The organism is Microbacterium sp. 2RAF4 (assembly GCF_052115285.1).
GTDB lineage: Bacteria > Actinomycetota > Actinomycetes > Actinomycetales > Microbacteriaceae > Microbacterium > Microbacterium oxydans.
The window spans coordinates 518,290-543,488 of record NZ_JBFRGI010000002.1; the positions used below are offsets into that span (position 1 = coordinate 518,290).

Sequence of the window (25,199 nt, forward strand, 5' to 3'; positions counted from 1 at the left end):
TCGGGTACTTTGTGCGTTCTTACCGAGAAGACGACGAGCCTGGAAGGCGATCTTCGCGGGTTCATCTCCAGCGGGCTTCTTCGCTGGCGACCTGACCGAGGTTACCGGAAGATAACGATCATGTCACCCTGGGAAACTGGCAATTCTCGGAGAGGGCGACGCCGCTCTCCTTCCACGACGTTTTTACCCGCGAATTCTCGCGGGATCAGGCCGGTTCGCCGACCAGGAAGATATGCGATGCCAGCTCGACGGGGAGCTCGAGTCCATCGTCCTTGCCGTCCATCTGGATGAGGACGTAGCCCTCGCTGAACCGGAAGTCACCGTGAGCTCCGGGGACGACTCCGGCATCGCGCAGCTGCTCGAGCAGCTCAGGGTCGACCTGAGCCGGCTCGGCGAGGCGACGCACCGTGCCCTCGACGGGTTCGCCGGCGGCGTTCAGACGCTGGACGAGTCCGATGACGCCTTCGTCGAAGGTGCGCGCCGGCAGGTCACCGAGCTGATCGAGTCCGGGGATGGGGTTGCCGTACGGAGACTCCGTCGGATGTCCGAGCAGCTCGACGAGGCGACGCTCGACCTGCTCGCTCATGACGTGCTCCCAGCGGCAGGCCTCTTCATGAACGAAGGCCCAGTCGAGTCCGATCACGTCGGAGAGCAGGCGCTCGGCGAGACGGTGCTTGCGCATCACGTCGACCGCCTTGCGCCGACCGGCGTCGGTGAGCTCGAGCGTGCGGTCTTCCGAGACGATCACGAGACCGTCGCGTTCCATGCGCCCGACCGTCTGCGAGACCGTCGGGCCGGAGTGGCCGAGACGCTCGGAGATGCGCGCGCGCAGCGGAACGATGTTCTCCTCCTCGAGTTCGAGGATGGTGCGGAGATACATCTCCGTGGTGTCGATCAGATCGGTCATGTGCGGGCCCTCCGAGGTTCTTAGGCAAGCCTACATTCCCGCGGCGACATCGGACTCGCGAGCCGTCCTGCGGCACGCCGGGCGCCCCCTAGAATCGACGCATGGCGATCGAGATTCCGCGTGACCTCCTGCCCGTCGACGGCCGCTTCGGCTGCGGTCCCTCCAAGGTGCGCCCCGCGCAGCTCGAGGCGCTGCTCTCGTCGGGAGCCTCGATCCTGGGCACCTCCCACCGTCAGGCACCCGTGAAGAACCTCGTGGGCAGCGTCCGCGAGCAGCTCGCGGCTCTGTTCCGCCTGCCGGAGGGATACGAGATCATCCTGGGCAACGGCGGCTCGACCGCTTTCTGGGACGCGGCGGCCTTCGGACTGATCGAGAAGCGCAGCCAGAACCTCGTCTTCGGCGAGTTCGGCGGAAAGTTCGCCGCCTCCGCCGGCGCTCCCTGGCTCGAAGCACCCGATGTGCGCAAGGCCGAGCCCGGTTCGCTGACCGTTGCGGAGGCCGTGGAGGGTGTCGACGTCTACGCCTGGCCGCACAACGAGACCTCGACCGGCGTCGCGGCTCCGATCCAGCGCATCGTCGCTGAAGGCGCGCTGACCGTCATCGACGCGACGAGCGCCGCCGGCGGTATCGACTTCGACGCTGCTCAGGCCGACGTCTACTACTTCGCACCGCAGAAGAACCTGGGCTCCGACGGCGGTCTGTGGTTCGCCGCCGTCTCGACCGCTGCCGTGGAGCGCATCGATCGCATCGCCGCATCCGGTCGTTACATCCCCGAGTTCCTGAGCCTGAAGAACGCCGTCGACAACTCGCGGCTGAACCAGACGCTGAACACCCCGGCGCTCACCACCCTGCACCTGCTCGACAGCCAGCTTCGCTGGATCCTCGACAACGGCGGCCTCACGTGGGCGGCGGCGCGCACGTCCGAATCGTCCGCCGTGCTCTACGACTGGGCCGAGGCCTCGTCCGTTGCCACGCCGTTCGTTGCCGACGCGGCGCACCGCTCCCCCGTGGTCGCGACGATCGACTTCGATGACAGCATCGACGCGGCAGCGATCGCGAAGGTACTTCGGGCGAACGGCATCGTCGACACGGAGCCGTACCGCAAGCTCGGGCGGAACCAGCTGCGGGTGGCGACCTTCGTCTCGATCGAGCCGGACGACGTGCGTCAGCTGACCAGGTCGATCGAGTTCGTGCTGGAGAACCTGGGCGGCTGAGCGCTCGGAGTCACTCCTCTTCGTCGACCTCGCCGGCGTCCTCATCGAGGGCGTCGGCGTCGTCGTCTTCGGACTCCTCCTCTTCCGACCCGTCGGACTCGTCGTCGACGGCACTTTCATCGAGTTCGTCGATGTCCACACCGTCCACGTCCCCGGCGTGGAGGATGTCCACCTCGACGTCGTCATCATCGTCGTCGAGGTCGTCGTCATCGTCGAGCACGCCGTCTTCGTCGTCCACGAGTTCGCCGTCGTCTGTCACCACGTCGTCGCCGGCAGCCGCAGCCGCTTCGGCGAGCTCGACCTGGTGCGCGCGGTACTCGGCCAGGCGCTCGGCCCACGGAACCCACTCCGGGGCCAGCAGGGCACCGTCACCGGGAAGGAGCTCGACCTCGAGCACCGTCGGCTCCTCGTCCTCGACACGGGCGACGGTCACCGTCCAGTACCACCCCGGGTAGCCGGCGAGTCGGTTCTCGAAGCGCAGCGAGACCGAGCCGTCCTCCTCGGCGGTGTATCCGGCGGCGGGGCCGACGGTGGACACCGGGGTGATCTCGGCCAGCGCGGCGAGCGCGAGATCGTGGGCGTCCAGAAGACGCGCGTCGGCGTCAGGCTTCGAGGTCATCAGCGACCTTACGCAGGACGGCCGCGATCTTGCGGCCCTGACCGGAGGAGGGGTAGCGACCGCGGCGAAGGTCTCCGCCGATGCCGTCGAGGAGCTTCACGAGATCCTCGACGATGATCGCCATGTCGTCGGCCGGCTTGCGCTTGGCCTTGGAGAGGCTGGGAGGCGCCTCGAGCACACGCACCGACAGCGCCTGCAGCCCGCGCTTGCCGTCGGCCACGCCGAACTCCACGCGCGCACCGGCCTTCACCGCGGTGCCGGCCGGCATCGCGGAGGCGTGCAGGAAGACATCCTGGCCGTCATCGCTGGCGATGAAGCCGAAACCCTTGTCTTCGTCGTAGAACCTGACCTTGCCGGTGGGCATGGGAGAACCTCGCTGAGATCGTCGTGCAGAACAGTGGGCGCGCTCATGCGCGTGCCCCCAGCCTACCGGTCACGACGCGCGCGAAGCCGAAGGCCTCGGTGCGAGTAGGCTGGTGCGGATGAGCACGAAGAATTCCGAACCGGAGGTTCCCATCCGGCGGCTGGATCGCATCCTGGCGTTCACCGCGCTCGGAATCGCGGCGGCATCGGTGGTCTGTTTCTTCGCGATCATCATCGGGACCGCGCTCGGGATGGATCAGACCGCGTTCGGCGAGGGCCTCTGGCCGATCGTCGCGGCGATCCCCTACTGGGGCCTGCCCGTCGCCTTCCTCATGATCATCGCGCTCCTCACGATGAGTTTCATCCGGAAGGGTCGCGCGTCTTCGCGTTCATGAGGCATCGGCCATGAGCACTCACGCGCGACCGCTGGCGGATTGGCTGGCTGCGGCGAGCGATGATGAGCTCTGCAGACTCCTCGCCGCACGTGGGGTGCGCCCTGACGTCAATTGGCAGGATTTCTTCGATGCCGCGGAAGCGCTTCTGGATCCCGCGTCGATCTCCCGCGTCCTCCCCTCGCTGACTGCGACCGAGGCGACCGCGCTCCTCACGGCGGCTTCCGGCGGGGACGCCGGGCCCGAACGGGAACAGCTGACAGCGCTTGCGCTGCTGCGTCCCGATGGATCGCCGTATCCGCCGGTCGCGGCCGCCCTCACAGGCCGCTCAGCTCCTCGGACGGCCCCGGCCTCCGCCGTCGCTCCCTCATCTGCAGCCGCGGCGGCCCATGCCGCCGAGCGCGCCTTCACGACGGTGGCCGTGCTCGCGGATGTGCTGCTGATCGCGCGGGAGAATCCCTTCGCCCTCCTGACAGGCGGCGGTGTGAGCGCCGGCGAGAAGCGCCAGCTCGCCGAGGCCGGAGTGCCTGCGGAGATCGTCGATGCTCTCGCCGCGATCGCCCTCCAGGCGGGCCTCGCCGTGTCGACCGACCGGCGGCTGCGGTCGAGCCTCTCCGCCGAGAGCTGGCTGCGCTCGTCCGCGGCGGATCGTTGGATCGTCCTCGCGACGGCATTCCGCGACGCTCTTCCCCGCGGCGTCCGGTCCGAGACGGGTGGCTGGATCCCCCCTCAGCTGTGGCCTCTCGCCCACCCGTGGGATCCCGCGTGGCCCGATCGTTCTCGGGGTATGCAGGACGCGGCAGCGCTTCTCGGGCTGATCGCGGAGGATGGGACCGAACCGGAGTGGGCGGTGAGCCTGCGGAGCGGGGGCCCCGCGGATGCCGGCGCACTGGTGGCCCTGCTGCCCGCCGAGGTCGATCGCATCTTCCTGCAGAACGACCTGACGGCGATCGCGCCCGGCCCGCTGGAGCCTGCGCTCGACGTGCGGCTGCGCACAATCGCCGTCCGCGAGTCCGCCGCGCAGGCATCGTCCTACCGTTTCACCGCCGAATCAGTGGCGCACGCCTTCGTCGTGGGCGAGACGGAGCAGTCGATCCTCGAGTTCCTCTCCTCCGTCTCGCTCACGGGAATCCCGCAGCCCCTCAGCTACCTCCTCACCCAGACCGCCCAGCGACACGGCCTGGTCCGCGTCTCGACCGATGAGGAGACGGGTCGCACGCGCATCGAGAGCGCCGACAGCCATCTCCTCCAGGCGATGACCGTCGATCAGACACTGCGCCCGCTCGGTCTCGCCGCGCACGTCGACTCGTTGACCACCCGCGTCGGCCGCGACACCGTGTACTGGGCGCTCACCGATGCACGATACCCGGCGACGCTCGTCGGCTCCGATGGCGCTCTCCTCGTCAGAGAACGACACCCCGCGCCGCCCGCGCCGGCGTCGACCGACGACTCCACCGGACTGGCTCCTCTGATCGCGCGCCTGCGCTCACACCAGGGGCCTGACGCCGATGCCGCATGGCTCGATCGCGAACTCGAAGCTGCGGTGCGGGCGAAGTCCGTCCTCAAGGTCACCGTCGGGATGCCGGACGGGTCGACCAGGGACCTGCTCCTGGAGGCGACGGGGCTCGGTGGAGGCAGACTCCGCGGACGCGACCGCGCAGCGGACGTCGAACGCACGCTGCCGGTTTCGAGCATCCTCACAGCGACGATCGTCGCCCCATGAGGCCCTGCGCATCGGGCGACCGCTAAACTGGTCAGCTATGTCTGATGGCCCTTTGATCGTCCAGAGCGATCGCACCGTGCTGCTCGAAGTCGCCCACGCCGATGCCGAGAGCGCCCGCCACGAACTGGCGATCTTCGCCGAGCTGGAACGCGCTCCCGAGCACATCCACACCTACCGCATCACGCGGCTCGGTCTGTGGAACGCCCGCGCCGCAGGGCACACCGCAGAAGACATGCTCGAGACGCTCGATCGCTGGTCCCGCTTCCCGGTCCCGCCGTCCGTCGCGGTCGATCTGCGGGAGACGGTGAACCGCTACGGCCGGCTGGTGATCGAGCGCGACGACGAGGGCACCCTGATCCTGCGCTCCTCCGATCCCGCCGTGCTGGCACAGGTCGCGAACAACAAGCGCATCCAGCCCCTGCTCATCGGGCACCCGACGCCCGAGACGTTCGTCATCGACGCGTGGGCACGCGGTCAGATCAAGCAGGAGCTGCTCAAGATCGGCTGGCCGGCGGAAGACCTGGCGGGCTACACCCCAGGAACTCCCCACGAGATCGACCTCGCCGAGGATGGCTGGCACATCCGCCCCTACCAGCAGGATGCCGTCGACGCGTTCTCGAAGGACGGCTCTGGCGTGGTCGTGCTCCCCTGCGGCGCCGGCAAGACGATCGTCGGTGCCGGAGCGATGGCCGCGACCAAGACGACGACCCTCATCCTCGTGACGAACACCGTGTCGGCTCGGCAGTGGCGCGACGAGCTGCTCAAGCGCACCAGCCTCACCCCCGAGGAGATCGGCGAGTACTCCGGGCAGGCCAAGGAGGTCAAGCCCGTCACGATCGCCACCTATCAGATCCTCACGGCGAAGCGGAAGGGTGAATACGCGCACCTCGCACTGCTCGACGCCCTCGACTGGGGCCTCATCGTGTACGACGAGGTCCACCTCCTCCCCGCCCCCGTGTTCAAGCTCACCGCCGACCTGCAGGCGCGTCGTCGCATCGGCCTCACCGCCACCCTCGTGCGTGAAGACGGTCGCGAAGGCGATGTGTTCAGCCTGATCGGGCCGAAACGCTTCGACGCCCCCTGGAAGCAGATCGAGGCGCAGGGGTTCATCTCCCCCGCCGCCTGCTACGAGGTGCGGGTCGACCTGCCGCCGAGCGACCGTCTGGAGTACGCCGCCGCGACCGATGACGAGCGCTATCGCCTCGCGGCCTCCGCTCCGGCGAAGGTCGCAGCCGTGCGGGAACTCATCGCGAAGCACGAGGGTGAGCGCATCCTCGTGATCGGGCAGTACCTCGACCAGCTCGAGTCGCTGTCGGAGGCGTTGAACGCCCCGCAGATCACGGGTGCGACCCCGGTCGATGAGCGCGAAGAGCTTTACCGCGCGTTCCGGGAGGGTGATATCTCGCTGCTCGTGGTCTCCAAGGTCGCGAACTTCTCGATCGACCTCCCCGAGGCCTCGGTCGCCATCCAGGTGTCGGGATCGTTCGGCTCCCGTCAGGAGGAGGCCCAGCGTCTGGGCCGACTGCTGCGCCCGAAGCAGTCGGGGCACACCGCGAGCTTCTACACCCTCGTGGCCCGCGACACGATCGACCAGGACTACGCCCAGAACCGTCAGCGCTTCCTCGCCGAGCAGGGGTACAGCTACACGATCATGGACTCCGACGCGATCGCCGCCTGACGCTCCGCGGTCACCCGCGTGCGGCGCGTCCGTGGAGCATCGTACCCAGCTGATGGGTCCCTGACGCGTGTACCGGACTCGCGCGCCACGCTGTCCGCGCGATACCGAGCCGGGCAGCCCATCGGTCCGCGAGCACGGCGTAGACCACCATCGCGAGCGCCGAGGCGAGCAGATCGACAGCCGTTCCCGAGGTCGCGTTGGCATCGACGAGCGTGACGGAGCCGAGCAGGAAGATGAGCACGTTGTTCACGATGTGCAGCGAGATCGCCGCCTCGAGTCCCCCCGTTCGCCAGGTCAGCCATGCGGCGACGATCGCGAACATCCCGACGCTGGCCGCGCCCCACACGTCGTACCCATGACCGAGGACGAAGATCGGCACAGGCAGGAGGATGGCGAAGGCGGGGTGACGTAGCCAGCCACCGACCAACTGCATCAGGTACCCGCGGAAGACGTACTCCTCCGCGGCGGCCTGGAACGGGATCAGCAGCAGGACCAGCAGCACCATCGTCCACAGCCCGGGGTGGGAGAAGTCGGCCGTCACCGCATCGCCGCTCAGCGCCGACCAGCCCAACACGACGGCGAAGTAGACGAGGAACACCGCCAGGGCCAGCAGGAGGCTCTTCCCCAGCCATGCCATGCGCAGACGTCCGGTCACGGAGGACAGCAGTCCCACCCCGCGCCCTTCGATGAGGCGTGACGCCAGCAGCAGCGCTGGGATCATCAGGATCAGGGGAAGGACCAGCGCGACGAGGAGCCAGGGCCGATCGAGATCGAAGAACTGCGTGGTGCTGAGGAGCACCTCCGATTCGACGCGCCACCCGGGGACGAACATCGACATGATCACGAGAGGCACGATCACGATCAGCAGGATCACGACATAGAGAGCGATGCCGACGAGCCCCGTGAGCAGCATGCGCCACCAGCGGTACCGCGGCCGCAGGTGCGCCAGCCGATGGTAGGCGAGCTCCTCGCCGTCGGGGCGATCGGCTCCATCCTCGCCGGGGCGATCAGCCAGTGCGGCGGGAGTTTCGGGGGCGGCGACGTCGTCCTCGTGAGCGCTCATACCTCGATCCTCCCGGGTCCGGCTATGCGGCGCATCCGACCGCGGGACGATCCCGTTCCTCGATGCCGATACACGGCTCATGAGGGCCGGCGCGATCGCGCGAGTCGACGCCGTTCCGCACAATAGTCAGCATCCACATGGCCGGAGTCACCATAATGGGGACATGACTGCTCCGCGCATCCTGGTCGTCGACGACGAACCCAACATCCGTGACCTGCTCTCCACGGGTCTCAGCTTCGCCGGATTCCAGGTGAAGACGGTCGCCAACGGCGCCGCGACGATCTCGGCCGTCCTCGAAGAGGAGCCGGACCTGATCATCCTGGACGTCATGCTGCCCGACATGAACGGCTTCAGCGTGACGAAGCGTCTCCGTGGCGCCGGCTTCACCGCGCCGATCCTGTTCCTGACCGCCAAGGACGGCACCGACGACAAGATCGAGGGCCTCAACGCGGGCGGCGACGACTACGTCACGAAGCCCTTCAGCCTCGACGAGATCGTGGCCAGGGCACAGGCGATCCTCCGCCGCACGATGCAGGCCGACGAGGAATCGATCATCCGCGCCGGGGAACTGTCCATGGACCAGGACACGCACGACGTCCACGTCGGCAAGGAGCCGATCGAGTTGAGCCCGACCGAGTTCAAGCTGCTGCGCTACCTGATGCTCAACCCGAACCGCGTGCTGTCGAAGGCGCAGATCCTCGACCACGTGTGGGAGTACGACTTCAACGGCGACGCCGGCATCGTGGAGAGCTACATCTCGTACCTGCGCCGCAAGATCGATCCGCATACCGAGGAGTCGCTCATCCAGACCAAGCGCGGCTTCGGATACATGCTCAAGGTCGGCAAGACGGTCTGACGACCACCGCACCATCATCGCCACCGTCCCGCGGTGGTGTCGCCGCACCGAGGAGGACCGCATGGCGCACAAGCCCGATGCGGTCACCAGCTGGTGGCGGCGTATCAGTCTTCGCGCGAAGGTCACCGGCGTCACCGTCGCGGTGCTCGCGCTCGGACTGCTCATCGCCGGCATCGGCACCGTGCCGATCCTGCGCAACGCCCTGGTCGCGAACATCGACGCGCAACTGCCCGCTCTGGTGTCGAGCGATCTGGTCGAGCGCTACTTCGACTCGGTGACGGTCGACGGCGTCACCACATACAGCCCGCGCGACGAGCAGCCGCGCGACTTCTCCTTCGCGATCTACGATGCGACGGGCGAACTGCGTGCGACTGCTCGCGGCACGTCCGGCCAAGCTCCCCTCTTCCCTTCCGAGTACTCGCTCGCCAAGGCGACGGCTAACACCGACCAGATCCCGCTCGAGATGACCGGAGCCGACGGGGAGCTGTTCCACGCCGCGGTCGCCGTCGTCCCCTCGGAGGGCGGGGTCCTGCGCATCCAGCTGGTGGCCCTCCCCCTCGCTCCCGCCGATCGCATCATCAGCCAGTACTTCGGCATCTACATCACGATCGCCCTGATCACCATCCTGATCGCCGCGCTCCTCACTCGCGGGCTCGTCACGCTCACGTTCCGCCGTCTCGGTCAGGTCGAGGCCACTGCCATGTCGATCGCCGCCGGCGACTTCCGTCAGCGCCTGACCGACCTCGAACCGACGACAGAGGTCGGTCGCCTCAACACCGCCATCAACACGATGCTCGATCGTGTCGACGCCTCACTCGCCCAACGGGACCGCACCGTGCAGCACATGCGGCGATTCATCGGGGATGCGAGCCATGAGCTGCGCACCCCGCTGGTGAGCGTGCGGGGCTACGCCGAGCTCTACCGGATGGGCGCCATCAAGGGCGAGGAGGACACCGCTCGGGCCATGGAGCGCATCGAGAAGGAGGCCATCAGGATGGGCGTCCTGGTGGAGGACCTCCTTGCCCTCGCGCGTCTGGATGAGGAGCGCGAGCCCGAGATCGTGCCGCTCGATCTCCGACCGATCGCGCGGGATGCAGCGCTCGATCTCCGAGCCGCTGCCCCCGGTAGGACGGTCACGGTGATCGACAGGACGGCCGACAGCAAGACCGTGATCCCCCTGCATGAGATCCCGCCCCTTCAACCTCCCCAGCAGCCGACTCCCCGTGGGCTTTCCCGTGCCACCCTCTCCCGCCTTCGCCGACGGTCCCGTCAGCAGGAGAAGGCTCCGGCGATCGACTTCACCGAGGTCCCTGACCTCCCGGTGCGCACGCCCCCGATCGTGCTCGGCGAAGAGAACAAGGTGCGTCAGGTGGTGACGAACCTGTTGGGCAACGCGCGTCGGTTCTCCCCCGACGACGGCCCCATCGAGATCGTCGTCGACTCCGACCGTGCCGCGGGCACAGCGAGCATCGCGATCGTCGACCACGGCGAAGGCATCCCGCCGCAGATCCGTGAGCAGATCTTCGAGCGCTTCTGGCGGGCCGACACCTCACGCGCGCGGGAGACCGGCGGCTCCGGCCTCGGACTCGCGATCGTCGCGTCCATCCTGAAGGCGCTTCACGGCGGTGTCGACGTGTCGGAGACGCCGGGCGGCGGCGCGACGTTCACCGTGACACTTCCGCTCGCGCCGGCACGGGCAACGCCTGCGCACCTCCTGGAGGACACGCAGCCGCTCGATCGCGTCGACCTCCCCTGACGTCACTGCACGGAGGGTCGCGTTCCCCGGGTTGCGCACAGAGCGCGGCGCCTTACCCCCTGGCGGATCTTCATCCGGCCGAGCCCCGCCTAGCCTCGGAACTCCTACGAGAAGGAGTTCCCATGTCTGTCTTCACCGTCGACACCGAAGCCGTCCACGCCGCTCACGGTACGACGCGCGCCACCATCGAGCGCCTCCAGAGCGAGTCTGCGACCCTGATGTCTCAGCTCCGGCAACTGCAGTCGACCTGGTCGGGCACCGCGTCCAACGCCTTTCAGAACTGCGCCGAGCAGTGGCAGGGTGCACAGATCCACGTGGAACAGGTCCTCGAATCGATCGGCACCTCGCTCGGCTCCGTCGCCACCCAGTACGCGGACGCCGATCAGTACTCCGCCAGCCTCTTCCGCTGACACGCGCCGTGAACGCAGAACGCCCCCGGCCGAAGCCGGGGGCGTTCTGTCATGAGTGCAGGATCAGAAGTCCATGCCACCCGACGGGTCGCCCATCGGTGCAGGAGTCTTCTCCGGCTTGTCGGCGACGACGGCCTCGGTGGTGAGGAACAGAGCCGCGATCGACGCTGCGTTCTGCAGCGCGGAGCGGGTCACCTTGGCCGGGTCGATGATGCCGGCACCGAACATGTCGACGTACTCGCCCGTGGCTGCGTTGAGGCCCTGGCCCGCGGGGAGCTCGGACACCTTGTTCGCGACGACGCCCGGCTCGAGCCCGGCGTTCATGGCGATCTGCTTCAGCGGAGCCTCGATCGCGACGCGGACGATGTTCGCGCCCGTCGCCTCGTCGCCCGAGAGCGAGAGAGCGTCGAGGGCCTTGGTGCCCGACTGGATGAGCGCGACGCCACCACCGGGGACGATGCCCTCCTCGACGGCTGCCTTCGCGTTGCGGACGGCGTCCTCGATGCGGTGCTTGCGCTCCTTGAGCTCGACCTCGGTCGCGGCACCGGCCTTGATGACCGCCACGCCACCGGCGAGCTTCGCCAGGCGCTCCTGGAGCTTCTCACGGTCGTAGTCGCTGTCGGTGTTCTCGATCTCGCGACGGATCTGCGTGACGCGACCCTCGATCTGCTCGGCCTCGCCCGCACCCTCGACGATCGTGGTCTCGTCCTTGGTGACGATGACCTTGCGCGCACGACCCAGCAGGTCGAGCGTGGCGTTCTCGAGCTTGAGGCCCACCTCTTCGGTGATGACCTGGCCACCCGTGAGGATCGCGATGTCCTGCAGCTGCGCCTTGCGGCGGTCACCGAAGCCCGGAGCCTTGACGGCGACCGACTTGAAGATGCCCTTGAGCTTGTTCAGCACGAGCGTCGCGAGAGCCTCGCCCTCGACGTCCTCGGCGATGATGACGAGCTCCTTGCCGTCCTGGATCACCTTGTCGACGATCGGCAGCAGGTCCTTGATGTTGGAGACCTTCTGGTTCGCGATGAGGATGTACGGGTCCTCGAAGACCGCTTCCTGGCGCTCCGGGTCCGTGACGAAGTAGGGGTTCAGGTAGCCCTTGTCGAAGCGCATGCCCTCGGTGAGCTCGAGCTCGGTACCGAACGTCTGCGACTCCTCGACGGTGACGACGCCCTCCTTGCCGACCTTGTCGATCGCCTCGGCGATCAACTCGCCGATGGCGGGGTCGGCAGCGGAGATCGAAGCCGTGGCGGCGATCTGCTCCTTCGAGTCGATCTCCTTGGCGCTGGCGAGCAGCTCCTCGGTGATCGCGGCGACGGCCTTCTCGATGCCGCGCTTGAGCGAGATGGGGTCGGCGCCGGCTGCGACGTTGCGCAGACCCTCGCGGACCAGCGCCTGAGCGAGGACCGTGGCGGTGGTGGTGCCGTCACCCGCGACGTCGTCGGTCTTCTTGGCGACCTCCTTGACGAGCTCCGCACCGATCTTCTCGTACGGGTCGTCCAGCTCGATCTCCTTGGCGATGGAGACGCCGTCGTTCGTGATGGTGGGGGCGCCCCACTTCTTCTCGAGAACGACGTTGCGGCCGCGCGGGCCGAGGGTGACCTTGACCGCGTCGGCGAGGATGTTCAGGCCGCGCTCGAGGCCGCGGCGGGCCTCCTCATCGAAAGCAATGATCTTTGCCATGAGTTTTTTCGTCCCTCCTGGACGTAGACGTTGGGTTTAGCACTCAGAGTGAGAGAGTGCTAACGCCATTCTGGCACTCGACACCTTCGAGTGCAAGCCGCCGGAGGTACGGCATCGGCCGAGGTCAGGGGGCGGGCGTCTCGTCGGCGGAGCTCGACCGATCGAGGCCGATGACCACCGTGAACTGCTTGTTGCCCTCCTCGGTCTGACCCGAGTAGTAGTCGCTCTGCTGCACGGCCGCGCCGCCCAGGACGTTCGCCAGTCCGATCGCCGCGAGTTCGTCCTCGTCGTTGACGTAGAACACGGTCGTGGTGGCGAAGTCCTGGCTGGAGCTGTCGCCGGCGAAGACGTTCTCCGACGCCCATCCGTTGTTGATGAGCAGGTCGCGCATCTGGGTGTCGAGCCCTTCCTCGGGCGTGCCGTTGAGGATCATCACGGAGATGGAGGTGTCCACCACGCCCGTCTCGACCGGGGAGGGAACGGCGCTGGGCGCGGCCTCGGGGAAGAGGGAGATGCGTCCCATCACCACGAGCGATCCGAAGATGCCGGCGATGATGAGCACGAGGGCGGCGACGAAAGACCACAGCAGCACGACCCAGCCGTTCATCCCCGGAGCTTCGGCGCGGTGCGCTCCCACCCGTCCGGTGGAACGGGGAACGTCATCGAAGCGATCGCGGGAGGGCTTGGACACCCCTCGATGCTAGCGGCACCTTCCTGGCAATCCGTTCTCCGGCGCGGTGCTGCTCGTTCCGAGAGCTTTCGACGAGTCGTTTCAGCCGACGAAGCCCGGTATCCGAGCCGACCGCTGCCTGGCGCGTGAATCCCTGATCCGGCGCAACCTCCGCACCAGCATGGGGTCGTACTCCAGGGCCGCCTCCGACTCGATCAGGCGTCCGAGGAGCTGGTAGTAGCGGGCGGCGCTCATCCCGAGCTGAGCACGGATGACCTCTTCCTTGGCCGACCCATGGCGTGGCCAAGCGACCTCCAGGGCGAGGATCGCGCGATCGCGCTCCGTGAGATCTCCGAGCATGAGTCCAGGTTAGGACGCATCCGACGACGGAGCCGTCCGCCACTCCCACCAGCCCCCGAGCGGGTCTGCGGCCGCACGCACCTGTCCGTCGAGCGCCACCACGAATCCCGGCCAGTGGTCACCTTCGACCGGTGGCTCCCAGACGTCGAGGGCACCGGGCGGATCGATCGTGACCCACCGGGCGTCCAGAGCGGAGATGCGCGCGACCAGCGCCTCCCTCCGCGCTCTCGGGATGTGGACCAGCACACCGGGCGTGGTGATGACCAGTGTCGCCCCGCTCGGCGCCGCCGCGGCGAGCGCATCGATCTCCTCGAGGGCATCGCCGGCGACGATCAGAGCCCGGTCCGATGCCGCGATATCGAGCGCGGCATCGATGCGCTCCTCTCGCCCTTCCTCTCCCGGCCACACGAGCCCGCGCAGCCAGCGCCGATCCTTTTCGTCCGTCGCATCGAGCGGCGCGAGATCGACGCCCGCCCGCCAGACGACCTCCGGCATCTGCATCGGGGGCAGCGCACCCCTGACCCGGCTCTCCAGCACGACGGTCGAGGGTCCGTCCGCAGGATCGAGGGCGCTCCTCATCGATCCATCCTCCGCGACGAACCGATACGAGTAGCGGTCCGGGTAGAGGCACAACCCTGCGGATGCTCCGACCTCGAGCAGCGCGATCGGGCCGGCTATCTCCGACAGCACGGGCAGCAGCGGCGCGAGACGGAGGGGCTCATTGGTCTGGAGGCTGCGATTCGCGCACTCGCCGACCACCGTGTCGGCGTTGCGGAGCACGAAGTCCCGCCACTGTGCGTACCCGCCGAGTCCGGAGCCGAGCATGCGCGTCACGGCGAACACGAGGGGCGGCTGCCGGCGGTTCTCCGGGATCCGCCCGAGGGTGCTGCTGACCTCGTCGTCGGCCGCCACACCGGCGGCCCATTCTGCGTAGAGGGCGCTGCGCCCGGGCGCCTCGTCGCGGGCGAATCGTGCGTAGCGGTCCTGCACGGCATCGGTCATCGTCCCATTCTGACGCTGAGCACCCGAGACGTCGTCTCCCGGGAGAGAATGGAAGCGACTCAGGAGGACACATGTCGTACAGCGTGGACAAGACCGAAGACGAATGGCGCGAGGAGCTCGGCGAGGAGCAGTACGCGGTGCTGCGTCAGGCCGCGACCGAACGGGCCTGGACGGGCGAGCTGCTCGACGAGGAACGCGCCGGCCTCTACACCTGCGGTGCCTGCAACGCCGAGCTCTTCAAGAGCGGAACGAAGTTCGACTCCGGGTGCGGTTGGCCGAGCTTCTACGAGTCGATCCGCCCTGACGCGGTCGAGCTCATCGAGGACGACAGCCTCGGGATGGTGCGCACGGAGGTGCGCTGCGCCAACTGCGGGTCGCACCTCGGTCACGTCTTCCCCGACGGATTCGGGACGCCGACCGGCGACCGCTACTGCATGAACTCCATCGCGCTGAACTTCACGCCCGACGCGTCGTGAGCGCGCTCGACGCCGTCCGCGCACGGCAGTCCTGGTCGAAGGTCGAGGACACAGCGCCCACCCGCGACGAGCTGCTCACGCTGGTCGCGGCCGCCGGTCGCGTGGCCGATCACTCGTCGCTGCGCCCTTGGCGGTTGATCGAGCTGCGCGGCGCGGATCGGGAGGTGCTCGGCGCCGCGATCGCGAAGGCGCAGGGCGACTCCTCCCCCTCGTCGAAGCCGCTGCGCGCCCCGCTGCTCATCGCCGTCGTGGCGAGCTACCAGAAGAGCGAGAAGGTACCTCGATGGGAGCAGGAGGCCGTCGCCTCCGGGGTCGCCCACACGTTGAGCCTTCTCCTCGACGAGGCCGGGTGGGGCGTCATCTGGCGCACGGGCCACTACACCCGAGCCAAAGCAGTGGCGAAGGCCCACGGGCTCGGGAAGAACGAGGAGCTCTTGGGCTGGCTCTACGTCGGCGGCAAGCCCGAACACAAGAAACCGGGACGACGCAAGACCGTCGACGCCCGCAAGCTCGTCACGCGCATGCCGAAGCCGTCAGCCAAGAAGGCGAAGAAGAAGTAGTTCAGCGACGGCGAGGCCACGGCACCGCGACCACGACAGACGCGACGGCGACCACGACCATCGCGAGCACCTGCCAGAGCGCCGGCCCTGCTGCGGGCGGCCACACCAGATCGATCACCACCGACGTGGTCAGCTGACCGAGCACCGACCCCAGGCCCATAAGCAGCACCCCGGTCTGCGCCACGATGAACGTGCCGAGGAGGATGTAGGCGGCGCCGAGGAAGCCTCCGAGGTACAGCCACGGCTCGGCGGGGAGAGCGGCGGGTGCGCCACGGAACGCGATGCTCACGCCGGACGCCAGCGCGAGGACCACGGTTCCGGCGACGAAGCTCATCAGGGTCGCGGCCAGAGGTGAGCGCGCGCGCTGGGCCAGACGTCCATTGGTCGCTGCCTGCCACGCGATGCCGACCCCGGCCGCGAACGGCAGGAGCAGCATCCACAGCGGCGCGGATGCCAGCACGTCCCCGGACAGCGAGATGCCGACGGCGGCGAGCGCGAGCGCGCCTCCCAGGACACGTCCCGGCGTGACCGCGACGACGCCGGCCGGTCCGAATCCGATGCGATCGAGCACCAGACCGTGCACGGTCTGTCCCGCCACCACTCCGACCGTGAACAGCGAGACGCCGAGGACTCCTGCCGTGAGCCCCTGGGTGGAGACGGTGAGTGCCCCGCAGGCGCCTCCGAGGAGCATCCAGAAGGGGATCGTGCGCTGCCGGACGCCGCTCCAGAGTCGAGCCACTCCCCGTCGAGCCGAAGGGAGGCAGGAGATCACGATCGCGAGTGCCAGCAGGCCGACGGAGAAGGAGAGGAAGCCGGCGACGATGCCGTCGTCCACACGCACCCCGAGCACGCCGTTGATCCGCGCCTGGATCGCCGTCATCACCCCGATCGCGACCGCCCCTCCGAGTGCCACCGGGGCGGGGATTCGACGAGGCTCTGGCACCCGTCGACCCTACCCGAGATGCTGCCCCCGCTCCCTCCCACCAGGATGTCGGCGCCCCGCGCTACGCTGACGGCATGTGCGCGAGCTACGGTCTCGATCCCCGATTCACCGATGCAGAGCTCCTCGCCGCGGCAGACGACGCGGTGCTCGAGGGCCTGCGCGTCTGGGCGCAGGAGAACGCGGGTGAGACCGTCCGTCCCACCGGCAAGAACCTGCGCAACCTCAATCCGCTGATCGTGCAGCCCGACACAGCGCCGACGTTGGAACCCGCATGGTGGGGTTTCCTCGTGAACGGCGAGCCGGCGAAGTTCCCGTCGATAAACACCCGCTCCGAGCGCCTGCAGGAGCGCCCCGGCGGCGCGAAGTCCCGGGGGATCGTCCCGGCAACGAGCTGGTACGAGATGCAGAAGCCGTCCCGGCAGTGGAACGAGTTCATCGTCGACGACGGCACCCTGTTCGGCATGGCCGCCGTGACGCAACGCGGCCGCACAGCCGACGACCAGTGGTACACGTGCTATTCGATCGTGATGCGCCCCGCGCCTCCGCACCTCGTCGATCTCCACGACCGGATGCCGCTGCTCATCCCGGCATCGCTGAGCCACGACTGGCTGACGGCTCCGGGTTCGCGGGAGATCATCGACGAGGCGATCATCGCCTCCGACGAGATGGCCGCGAGGGTGCGCGCTCGTCCGCGTAGCTGACACACCGATGTATCCGCCTTCGGTCGGACGCCTCGGCAGCACATGTGTACCTGAGGGGGACGCGCGCTCCCGGCGTCGCTCCGTAACGTTGTCCTCATGATCACAGCAGAAGGCCTCACCAAGAGGTTCGGAGACAAGACCGCCGTCGACGACGTGTCGTTCACCGTCCAGCCGGGCAGTGTCACCGGCTTCCTGGGCCCGAACGGCGCGGGGAAGTCGACCACCATGCGGATGATCGTCGGCCTCGACCGTCCCACGTCGGGGCGCGCCGCCGTCGCGGGTCGCGAGTACCGCAAGCTCCGCGCCCCGCTGACGGAGGTGGGAGTGCTTCTGGACGCGAAGGCGGTGCACACCGGCCGCACGGCCCGCAACCACCTCCGCGCGATGGCAGCGACCCACGGCATCCCCTCCTCGCGCGTCGACGAGGTCATCGACCTCGCCGGCATCGGATCCGTGGCCCGCAAACGTGCGGGAGGGTTCTCGCTCGGCATGGGCCAGCGGCTGGGCATCGCCTCGGCGCTGCTCGGCGATCCGCACACGCTGATCCTCGACGAGCCGGTCAACGGCCTCGACCCCGAGGGCGTTCGCTGGGTGCGTCAGTTCGTCCGTCATGCTGCAGGGGAAGGGCGCACCGTGCTCCTCTCGAGCCACCTGATGAGCGAGATGGCGCAGACGGCGGATCACGTCATCGTGATGGGACGTGGGCGCGTACTCGCCGATGCACCGCTCGCAGATCTTGTCCGGTCATGGACAAGGAACACGGTGCGGGTGCGCACCCCGCGACCAGCCGACCTGGCTGCGGCCGTCGGCGGACCCGACGTGGAGATCGCGAGCTCCGCCCCCGATCTCCTCGACATCGTGGGCCTGCCCGCTGCGCGGATCGGCGACCTCGCCGCCGACCGCGGCATTCCGCTGCACGAGCTCACCCCGACCACCGGTTCGCTGGAAGACGCCTACCTCGCCCTCACCGGCGATTCCGTCGAGTACCGCACCAAGGAGATCTCATGACCACGACACAAGCCCCCGCACCCACGCGGCCGCGCGTCGACACCGGTCGGAATCTGACGTTCGTGCGCGCACTGCGCGGCGAGTGGATCAAGCTCGCCACACTGCGCTCGACGTGGTGGTCCATCGGGATCGCCGCAGCGCTGACCGTCGCGATCGCCGTGCTCATCGCCCAAGCCCTCGACATGCCGGACTTCGAACCGATCCAGGCCGTCATCATGCCGATCCAGTTCACCATGCTGCTCGCCGGCATCATCGGTGCCATCTCCGTCACCGGTGAGTACTCGACGGGCATGATCCGCTCGACGCTCACGGCGAACCCGGTCCGCGGCTCGGTGCTGGCGGCGAAGTCGACGGTGCTCGCCGCGTTCATGTTCGTCTCGTCGCTGGTGATCTTCGCTGTCGCGGCGCTCGCGGTCACGCTTATCGTCGCGCCGCGCGATCAGGGCATCGATTGGTCGGACCCGTCCGCATCGCTGCTTCCGATCGTCGTCGCCTCGCTCGCGATGGCCGTCTTCGCGCTGATCGGAGTCTCGTTCGGCTTCATCCTGCGCTCAGGTGCCGGAGCGATCGCAGCGACCGTCGGCGTGCTGTTCGTCCTGCCGATCGTCGCAAGCTTCTTCTCCTTCGCCGGGGACGCCTGGGCATGGGTCACCGAGGCATCGGCGTACCTCCCGGTGGCGGCCGCGCAGTCCGCGATCATGCCCGGTGAGACGGCAGCTCTCGACGCCCCCGTCGCGTTCCTGACGCTTGGCTGCTGGGTCGCCGGTGGCGCCCTGGTCGCGTGGGGCGTGCTGCGCACGCGCGACGCGTAAAGTCGGCCTGTGAGCAGAACGCGAAGCCGCAGCGACTCGATCCGCGAGGACGAGGAGCTGCGGCTTCCGCGTGCCCCGGGTCTCTTCCGACGGTTCTGGGCTCGTCACCCGCTCTTCGCCGACATCCTGATCGCGCTGATCTGCCTGTTCCTGACGCTCACTCCGGCCGCGCCCTATCCACGCAGCACGCTTCCCGAGGCCACGTACGTCGCCGTCAACATCGCCACCCTGGTCATGGTCGCGATCGGATGCAGCACCCTGCTCTGGCGCCGTCGAGCGCCGCTGGGTCCCTTCATCGCCGCCGTGATCCTGGGAACCGTCGGGCTCTTCACCGGCATGTCTGGCGGCATCGTCCTCCTGCTCGTCGCCTGCTACGGCATCGCGGTCTACAGCTCCGCCCGCCTGGCGTGGATCTGCTACGGGATCGGCGCTGCCTGGTTCCTCGTGCTCACCACGGTGCTCATGCTGAGCGGGGCCACCGTGCTCCAAGTCGGGATCGACACCGCCCTCGGCTACGCGGCGCTCGGCCTCATCGGCACCCTGGTCGGCGTGAACGTGGGTGGCCGCAAACGCTATCTCCTCGCCATCATCGACCGTTCGCGCCAGCTGTTGATCGAGCGCGACCAGCAGGCGCAGCTCGCGGCCGCATCGGAGAGAGCACGCATCGCACGGGAGATGCACGACATCGTCTCCCACTCGCTCACCGTCATCGTCGCGCTGTCCGAGGGAGCGGCGGCGACTCCCGACCGCGAACAGGCTCAGAAAGCCGCGGCGCACGTCGCGGACACCGCCAGAGGCGCACTCACCGAGATGCGCGCGATGCTCGGGGTGCTGCGCGACGACGAGTCCCCGCTGCCCTTGGCCCCGATGCAGCCGGTGCCCGCACGGGACACCGTGGAAGCCGCTCAGCGCGCAGGCTACCCGGCGACGCTCACCGTGGTCGGGCAGACGGAGGTCTCCCCCGCTGTCGCGCACGCGATCGGCAGGATCGTCCAGGAGGGCGTGACCAACGCCATGCGTCACGCCCCGACGGCCGAGAGCATCAGTGTGCGCCTGGAGTACACGAGCGACGCCGTGACGATCGAGATCGTGAACGACGGCGTCTCCGGCGCGATCGGTTCGGACGGGTTCGGCATCCGTGGGCTGTCGGAGCGCGCCGCCCACGTGCACGGCACGGTGCAGTCGGCGTCGGCAGGTGGAGGACGATGGGTCCTGCGGGCGGTCCTGCCCGCATCGGGGGGCACGTCCGTTGCACGGGCGCAGACGAGAGAGGAAGAGGGATGACGCAGAGGATCAGGGTGCTGCTGGTGGATGACCAGCAGCTCATCCGAGTCGGGTTCCGGATGGTCCTCGAATCGGAGGACGACATCGTCGTGGTCGGCGAGGCAGGAGACGGCAAGGCGGCCATCACACAGAGCGCCGTGCTTGCCCCCGACCTGGTGCTGATGGACATCCGGATGCCGGAACTCGACGGGATCGCCGCCACGGAGGCGATCATCCGAGACCGTCCGCAGACCAAGGTGCTCGTGCTGACGACGTTCGATCTGGACGAGTACGCGTTCGGGGCGATCCGGGCGGGGGCGAGCGGTTTCCTGCTGAAGGACGCGCAGCGACACGAGATGATCTCCGCCGTACGCGCCGTGCATCGTGGCGACGCGGCGCTATCCCCTCGCATCACGAGAACGCTGCTGGAACATGTGACGCCGCAACTCGGCGCCGCCGCGGCTCCGGCACCCGCCGAGAGCGCCGCTCTCGAATCGCTCACCGAGCGCGAGCGGGATGTCTTCGTCGCGATGGGCCGCGGCCTCACCAACGCGGAGATCGCTCAGACGCTCTACGTCGGCGAGTCCACGGTGAAGACGCACGTCGGTCGGGTCCTCGCGAAGCTCGGTGCCCGAGACAGGATCCACGCGGTGATCCTGGCGCACCGGCTCGGTCTCGTCGGCGACGAGAGCCCGCGGATCACGCGTTCGTCGGCGTCCACTCCGAGACCTGATTGAGCCGCTGCACCTCTTCGCTCGACAGTTCGAGGCGCGCCCCGGCGAGAAGATCGGGAACCTGCTCCACGCTGCGCGCACTCGCGATCGGGGCGACCACCGTCGGCTGCGCGCGAAGCCAGGCGAGGGAGGTCGCGGCGATGGAGGCATCGTGCGCATCCCCGATCTCCTCGAGGGCATCGATGATCCGCAGTCCCGCCTCGGTCGCGTACTTCGCCGCTCCCTGCGCGCGCGGCGAATCCTGGCCCGCGATCTCCGTTGACCGGTACTTGCCCGTGAGGAAGCCGCTCGCCAAGGAGTAATAGGGCACGAGTCCGAGTTCGAACTCCTCGGCGACCGGGATGATCGAGTCCTCGACCTCGTTGCGGTGCACGAGGTTGTAATGCGGCTGCACTGCGACGGGGAGCGCCACCCCAGTACGCCGGGCGATCTCGATCCACTCGCGGATGCGATCGGCGGAGTAGTTCGACACCGCCACGTGACGCACGAGACCGTCGTCCACGAGCTGTCCGAAGGTTGCGACGGTCTCCTCCAGCGGAACCGACGCGTCATCGAAGTGGGCGTAGTACAGGTCGATCTCATCGACGCCCAGACGCCGCAGCGACGCCTCGGCGGCGCGACGGACGTTCGAGGCGGCCAGACCGCGGAACTCCGGGTGCTGACTCACCTTGGTGGCGACGACCACCCCTGCGGGCTTCCGAGACGCGAGCCACTCGCCGATGATCGTCTCGCTCTCGCCGCCCTCATTGCCCGGAACCCAGGCGCTGTACGAATCGGCGGTGTCGATGAAGTCGCCGCCGCCGTCCACGAAGGCATCCAGCACGGCGAACGAGGTGTCGCGGTCGGCTGTCCAACCGAACACGTTGCCGCCGAGCGAGAGGGGGAGGACGTCGAGGTCACTTGTTCCGATGCGAGTCATGACGATCACAACAGTCGAGCCCATCGTCCACATTCCCGGATGACGCTGTGTTGCGTCGGGGGCCGTCACGGCGTCGGCGTCTCGCTGTCACCGTAGACCTGCGACGGACGGGCGACGAGCAGCGGATCCGGCGCGTGAGCGATGAGGGGGTCCTTGCCGGGATAGTCGAAGCGAGTGAGGACGCACCGCATCGCTTCCAGTCGCGCCCGTCTCTTGTCGTCCGACCTGATGACGAGCCACGGAAGCGCCGAGGTGTCGGTCTGAAGGAACATCGCCTCTTCCGCCGCCGTGTAGTCGTCCCATCGGTCGATGCTCGCGACGTCGGTGGAGCTCAGCTTCCACTGTCCGACAGTGTCTTCGGCCCGCTGGGCGAACCGTCGACGCTGCTCGTGCTCGCTGACCGAGAACCACAGCTTGATGAGACGTATGCCCGAGCCGACGAGCATGCGCTCGAACTGCGGTGCCGTCTGGAGGAACTCCTCGTACTCGGCAGACGAGCAGTACCCCATCACCCGTTCGACGCCCGCACGGTTGTACCAGGAACGATCCATCAAGACGATCTCGCCACCCGACGGCAGGTGCGCGACGTAGCGCTGGAAGTACCACTGCGTGCGCTCGACGTCGCTGGGCCTGTCGAGGGCGACCACACGCGCACCGCGCGGATTCAGATGCTCCATGAATCGTGTGATCGCACCCCCCTTCCCCGCGGCGTCTCGGCCTTCGAAGAGGATGAGCGCCCGTTCGGAGGAGCGCTTGATGTGCGCCTGCAGTTTCAGGAGCTCGATCTGCAGCAGCCGCTTCTCGCGCTCGTACGCGGCGCGGGCGAGCTTCTCCGTGACATCGCGCCGCCCTTCCGGCGTCGTCGCTTCCGGCATGAGCGCTCCAGGGATCCCGCCTTCAGGAGGCAAGCGCAGGTGGCCGCGGCGGGGAGTCGGCCACCTGCGCCGTCTTCGACCTGGCGCATCCGTAGGACCACCAGGAAACTCAACAGTCAGTAACATATCACCGTCTAGTGCGATACTCCGGAATGGTCTCGCGTCCGCGTGCCGCTGATGGCAGAAGCGGGTGAGAGGTGTCGACGGATAGGGTTTCACCCATGGGAACGATCCAGTACGGCAACGGCGATGCGATCCACATCGAGGACCGCGCGCTCGCACATCTGAAGGTGGTCATCGCGACGAAGCTGCGCCGCAACGAGAGCTTCACCCTGTCGTGGCGTCACCCCGACAGCGACTCCCCCGGGCGCTCGACGATCTGGCTACACCCGTCGATTCCGCTCCGTTTCACTTTCGACGAGCCGGAGGCGCCGCAGCTGAACCCGAAGTGGATTCAGGACCTCATGCAATCGGCGAGCTCGACAGGCGGGATCAGCCTGATCGAAGAGGTCGTCGAGGCGCCGCAGATCGACGGAGCGAGCTGAACTCACCCGCTCCGAACACGCAGGGAGACGTCAGTCCATCTTCCACACGGAGAGCAACTGCCATCCCTCCGGTACCTGAGCCTCGAGCGCGGCCATGTCGTCGGCCTCGATCTCGCGAATCCCGTCGCGGCGAAGGAACTTGCCCTCGACAGAGCGCATCGACCCGGCCTTCTCCATCGTCGCCATGGCCGACACCAGGTCCCAGCCTTCGGGAGCCTGAGCCGTGAGCTGCGCGCGGACCTCGACGAGGTCTTCGCCCTTGAGAGTCACGCTGTGGGCTTCGACGGGGCGGATCAGTCCTTTGAGCATCAGACCAGACTAGGACGCCCGCGCTCCACTCCGATGCCGGCCGTGCGACCGACGACACCCTCGCGGGAAGCGCCTGGTCACCGGGCTATCCCTCGCGTGCTCCTATGCTCGACCTATGCGCAACTCCGTTCGGCTCGTCAGCCTCGCCGCAGCCGCGGCCCTGTCCATCACCCTCGTCGCATGCTCGGCTCCGAGCGCGGATCCGACGCCGTCTGCGACAGCCTCGAACACTCCGACCGCTGCCCCGAGCCCGGCCCCGTCGTCGACGCCGAGCTTCGACGCGGCGGACACGTCGACCTGGCTCATCACCGACCAGGGGGTCGGCCGCGCACAGCTCGGTTCGGAGTCGATCGCCGATGCGCTGAGCCCCACGTTCGCCCTGACCGACCGATGCGAAGGCCTGGAGTTCTACGAGACGGCGGAGGGTGCACAGGCCGGCTTCGGGATCATCAGTCACCCCGGAGAGAGCGGCGTGAGTGGCATCAGCGTTCGCGTGCCGGGCGATGTCCCCCTGTCGGGCCCCGTGGCGACCTCACCTCTCACGGAGAGCGGCATCGGCCTGGGATCGACGTTGGACGAGCTCACCACCGCGGAACCGGACGGGGCATTCGATGCGGCGCCGGAAACCTCCGGCTACGTCGTCGGCGCGAGTCCTCGGTGGATGGTCTTCGAGGTCTCCGAAGCCGAGCCGTTCGTCCGCGGCATCACCGTCACGGACACGCTCCCCGCAACCGGGTTCTGCAGCTGAACTCCGCGCCGGAAGGCGGAACGACACGGGTGACGCGTTCCTAGTCGTCGGTCTCCAAGGCGAGGGTGTTCCCGTCGGGGTCTTCCACCCAGGCGATGCGCCCCCCGCCGGCACGGGGGCCGATCCCTCGCTCGTCTTGATCGAAACCGTCATAGCGGACGAGTACAGCGCCGGCCACCGTCAGCTCGGCGACGATCGCATCGAGGTCGTCAACGTACCAAGTGGCGACCGTCGAGTGCGTCGACCCCGCCGTAGGGGTCTCGAAGACGTTGAGCATGGTGCCCTGCCCGCACGCGTAGAAACGGGCGCCCCCTTCGATGTCGGCGCTCGGGCCGATGCTCGCGGGCACGAGCCCCAGTATGCCTTCATAGAAGGAAGCGGACCGCTTGATGTCCTTCACGCCGATCGAAGCCCTCACCGGGTGGTCGCCTAGAGTCATGCGCCCATCCTGCTGTCAAGGACGGGCTCGCGTCCACGCCCCGGTCACGATCAGTGCGACGACGAAGGCCCGCATCCCCGGTGTTCCAAGGGGATGCGGGCCTTCGTGTGCGGAGCCGACTACGGGACTCGAACCCGTAACCCCCGTTTGAAAGATGGGGTGTTTATGCAT

General features: G+C 68.1%; 29 protein-coding genes. 16 read left to right on the forward strand and 13 right to left on the reverse strand.

What is annotated here, in order from left to right; genetic code table 11:
* Positions 1–205: 205 nt before the first annotated feature.
* Positions 206–907: a metal-dependent transcriptional regulator gene (locus AB4070_RS06655; RefSeq protein ID WP_045263392.1), complete on the reverse strand. Its 702-nt coding sequence runs from the start codon at positions 905–907 to the stop codon at positions 206–208.
* Positions 908–1,008: 101 nt separating this feature from the next.
* On the opposite strand from AB4070_RS06655, the gene serC reads away from it, so the two are divergent.
* Positions 1,009–2,121, forward strand: a complete 1,113-nt coding sequence (gene serC, locus AB4070_RS06660) for a phosphoserine transaminase (RefSeq protein WP_441979418.1) — start codon at positions 1,009–1,011, stop codon at positions 2,119–2,121.
* Positions 2,122–2,131: 10 nt separating this feature from the next.
* Here serC and AB4070_RS06665 read toward each other — a convergent pair whose 3' ends face one another.
* On the reverse strand, positions 2,132–2,740 hold the full coding sequence (locus AB4070_RS06665; protein ID WP_441979419.1) for a DUF3027 domain-containing protein: 609 nt from the start codon (positions 2,738–2,740) through the stop codon (positions 2,132–2,134).
* Positions 2,724–3,104 (reverse strand): cold-shock protein, encoded by a 381-nt coding sequence (locus AB4070_RS06670; RefSeq protein WP_045263389.1) that lies wholly within the window; start codon positions 3,102–3,104, stop codon positions 2,724–2,726. The genes AB4070_RS06665 and AB4070_RS06670 overlap by 17 nt, the downstream gene beginning before the upstream one ends.
* Before the next feature lie 118 nt (positions 3,105–3,222).
* Here AB4070_RS06670 and AB4070_RS06675 point away from each other — a divergent pair, with 118 nt between their 5' ends.
* Genes AB4070_RS06675 through AB4070_RS06685 form a run of 3 tightly spaced genes read left to right on the forward strand, consistent with a single transcriptional unit; the run spans position 3,223 to position 6,896 of the window.
* Positions 3,223–3,498, forward strand: coding sequence for a hypothetical protein (locus tag AB4070_RS06675; protein WP_046746551.1), 276 nt, complete (start codon positions 3,223–3,225; stop codon positions 3,496–3,498).
* 10 nt (positions 3,499–3,508) lie between these two features.
* A complete protein-coding gene (locus AB4070_RS06680; RefSeq protein ID WP_441979420.1) occupies positions 3,509–5,218 on the forward strand; it encodes a helicase-associated domain-containing protein in 1,710 nt (569 codons plus the stop codon).
* A 37-nt stretch (positions 5,219–5,255) separates the two neighbouring features.
* A complete protein-coding gene (locus AB4070_RS06685; RefSeq protein WP_046746549.1) occupies positions 5,256–6,896 on the forward strand; it encodes a DNA repair helicase XPB in 1,641 nt (546 codons plus the stop codon).
* Between the two features lie 10 nt (positions 6,897–6,906).
* On the opposite strand, the gene AB4070_RS06690 is transcribed toward AB4070_RS06685, so the two are convergent.
* Positions 6,907–7,959 (reverse strand): CPBP family intramembrane glutamic endopeptidase, encoded by a 1,053-nt coding sequence (locus AB4070_RS06690; protein WP_441979421.1) that lies wholly within the window; start codon positions 7,957–7,959, stop codon positions 6,907–6,909.
* A 163-nt stretch (positions 7,960–8,122) separates the two neighbouring features.
* Here AB4070_RS06690 and AB4070_RS06695 point away from each other — a divergent pair, with 163 nt between their 5' ends.
* The 3 genes from AB4070_RS06695 to AB4070_RS06705 all read left to right on the forward strand — a co-directional run bounded on the left by AB4070_RS06695 (position 8,123) and on the right by AB4070_RS06705 (position 10,981).
* Positions 8,123–8,815, forward strand: a complete 693-nt coding sequence (locus AB4070_RS06695; RefSeq protein ID WP_017828926.1) for a response regulator transcription factor — start codon at positions 8,123–8,125, stop codon at positions 8,813–8,815.
* 61 nt (positions 8,816–8,876) lie between these two features.
* A complete protein-coding gene (locus AB4070_RS06700) occupies positions 8,877–10,571 on the forward strand; it encodes a sensor histidine kinase (protein WP_441979422.1) in 1,695 nt (564 codons plus the stop codon).
* 122 nt (positions 10,572–10,693) lie between these two features.
* A complete protein-coding gene (locus AB4070_RS06705) occupies positions 10,694–10,981 on the forward strand; it encodes a WXG100 family type VII secretion target (protein ID WP_441979423.1) in 288 nt (95 codons plus the stop codon).
* Between the two features lie 63 nt (positions 10,982–11,044).
* On the opposite strand, the gene groL is transcribed toward AB4070_RS06705, so the two are convergent.
* The 4 genes from groL to AB4070_RS06725 all read right to left on the reverse strand — a co-directional run bounded on the left by groL (position 11,045) and on the right by AB4070_RS06725 (position 14,696).
* Entirely contained in the window at positions 11,045–12,664 is a 1,620-nt protein-coding gene (gene groL, locus AB4070_RS06710; RefSeq protein WP_441979424.1) for a chaperonin GroEL, read from the reverse strand.
* 124 nt (positions 12,665–12,788) lie between these two features.
* Entirely contained in the window at positions 12,789–13,355 is a 567-nt protein-coding gene (locus tag AB4070_RS06715) for a LytR C-terminal domain-containing protein (RefSeq protein ID WP_282847386.1), read from the reverse strand.
* 81 nt (positions 13,356–13,436) lie between these two features.
* A complete protein-coding gene (locus AB4070_RS06720) occupies positions 13,437–13,694 on the reverse strand; it encodes a DUF3263 domain-containing protein (RefSeq protein WP_058631002.1) in 258 nt (85 codons plus the stop codon).
* Between the two features lie 9 nt (positions 13,695–13,703).
* A complete protein-coding gene (locus tag AB4070_RS06725) occupies positions 13,704–14,696 on the reverse strand; it encodes a DUF2332 family protein (protein WP_441979425.1) in 993 nt (330 codons plus the stop codon).
* Positions 14,697–14,767: 71 nt separating this feature from the next.
* On the opposite strand from AB4070_RS06725, the gene msrB reads away from it, so the two are divergent.
* Both msrB and AB4070_RS06735 read left to right on the forward strand, forming a co-directional pair.
* The gene (msrB, locus tag AB4070_RS06730) at positions 14,768–15,172 is read left to right on the forward strand and encodes a peptide-methionine (R)-S-oxide reductase MsrB (protein ID WP_017828933.1); all 405 of its coding nucleotides are present in this window, start codon (positions 14,768–14,770) and stop codon (positions 15,170–15,172) included.
* Positions 15,169–15,732 carry a nitroreductase family protein gene (locus AB4070_RS06735; RefSeq protein WP_058631000.1) on the forward strand — a complete coding sequence of 188 codons (564 nt, stop codon included), beginning with the start codon at positions 15,169–15,171 and terminating at the stop codon, positions 15,730–15,732. The genes msrB and AB4070_RS06735 overlap by 4 nt, the downstream gene beginning before the upstream one ends.
* Position 15,733: 1 nt before the next feature.
* Here AB4070_RS06735 and AB4070_RS06740 read toward each other — a convergent pair whose 3' ends face one another.
* Entirely contained in the window at positions 15,734–16,645 is a 912-nt protein-coding gene (locus tag AB4070_RS06740; protein ID WP_282847397.1) for a DMT family transporter, read from the reverse strand.
* Between the two features lie 104 nt (positions 16,646–16,749).
* On the opposite strand from AB4070_RS06740, the gene AB4070_RS06745 reads away from it, so the two are divergent.
* From AB4070_RS06745 to AB4070_RS06765, 5 genes are all read left to right on the forward strand, one after another.
* Positions 16,750–17,376, forward strand: a complete 627-nt coding sequence (locus AB4070_RS06745; RefSeq protein WP_441979426.1) for an SOS response-associated peptidase family protein — start codon at positions 16,750–16,752, stop codon at positions 17,374–17,376.
* 96 nt (positions 17,377–17,472) lie between these two features.
* Complete coding sequence (locus AB4070_RS06750) at positions 17,473–18,384, forward strand: ABC transporter ATP-binding protein (RefSeq protein ID WP_046746540.1); 912 nt, start codon at positions 17,473–17,475, stop codon at positions 18,382–18,384.
* Entirely contained in the window at positions 18,381–19,196 is an 816-nt protein-coding gene (locus AB4070_RS06755) for an ABC transporter permease (RefSeq protein WP_441979427.1), read from the forward strand. The genes AB4070_RS06750 and AB4070_RS06755 overlap by 4 nt, the downstream gene beginning before the upstream one ends.
* A gap of 9 nt (positions 19,197–19,205) precedes the next feature.
* Positions 19,206–20,480 (forward strand): sensor histidine kinase, encoded by a 1,275-nt coding sequence (locus tag AB4070_RS06760; protein WP_441979428.1) that lies wholly within the window; start codon positions 19,206–19,208, stop codon positions 20,478–20,480.
* Positions 20,477–21,196 (forward strand): response regulator transcription factor, encoded by a 720-nt coding sequence (locus AB4070_RS06765; RefSeq protein ID WP_441979429.1) that lies wholly within the window; start codon positions 20,477–20,479, stop codon positions 21,194–21,196. The genes AB4070_RS06760 and AB4070_RS06765 overlap by 4 nt, the downstream gene beginning before the upstream one ends.
* On the opposite strand, the gene AB4070_RS06770 is transcribed toward AB4070_RS06765, so the two are convergent.
* Entirely contained in the window at positions 21,159–22,112 is a 954-nt protein-coding gene (locus AB4070_RS06770; RefSeq protein ID WP_441979430.1) for an aldo/keto reductase, read from the reverse strand. The two genes, AB4070_RS06765 and AB4070_RS06770, sit on opposite strands and share 38 nt — an antisense overlap.
* A gap of 65 nt (positions 22,113–22,177) precedes the next feature.
* Positions 22,178–23,026 (reverse strand): polyphosphate kinase 2, encoded by an 849-nt coding sequence (gene ppk2 / locus AB4070_RS06775; protein WP_441980556.1) that lies wholly within the window; start codon positions 23,024–23,026, stop codon positions 22,178–22,180.
* Between the two features lie 182 nt (positions 23,027–23,208).
* On the opposite strand from ppk2, the gene AB4070_RS06780 reads away from it, so the two are divergent.
* Complete coding sequence (locus AB4070_RS06780) at positions 23,209–23,532, forward strand: DUF7882 family protein (protein WP_441979431.1); 324 nt, start codon at positions 23,209–23,211, stop codon at positions 23,530–23,532.
* Between the two features lie 30 nt (positions 23,533–23,562).
* Here AB4070_RS06780 and AB4070_RS06785 read toward each other — a convergent pair whose 3' ends face one another.
* A complete protein-coding gene (locus tag AB4070_RS06785) occupies positions 23,563–23,841 on the reverse strand; it encodes a hypothetical protein (RefSeq protein ID WP_441979432.1) in 279 nt (92 codons plus the stop codon).
* A gap of 115 nt (positions 23,842–23,956) precedes the next feature.
* On the opposite strand from AB4070_RS06785, the gene AB4070_RS06790 reads away from it, so the two are divergent.
* Positions 23,957–24,589 carry a hypothetical protein gene (locus AB4070_RS06790; protein WP_441979433.1) on the forward strand — a complete coding sequence of 211 codons (633 nt, stop codon included), beginning with the start codon at positions 23,957–23,959 and terminating at the stop codon, positions 24,587–24,589.
* Positions 24,590–24,629: 40 nt separating this feature from the next.
* Here the strand turns inward: AB4070_RS06790 and AB4070_RS06795 are convergent, their stop codons facing one another.
* The gene (locus AB4070_RS06795; RefSeq protein WP_441979434.1) at positions 24,630–25,028 is read right to left on the reverse strand and encodes a VOC family protein; all 399 of its coding nucleotides are present in this window, start codon (positions 25,026–25,028) and stop codon (positions 24,630–24,632) included.
* Positions 25,029–25,199: the final 171 nt, after the last annotated feature.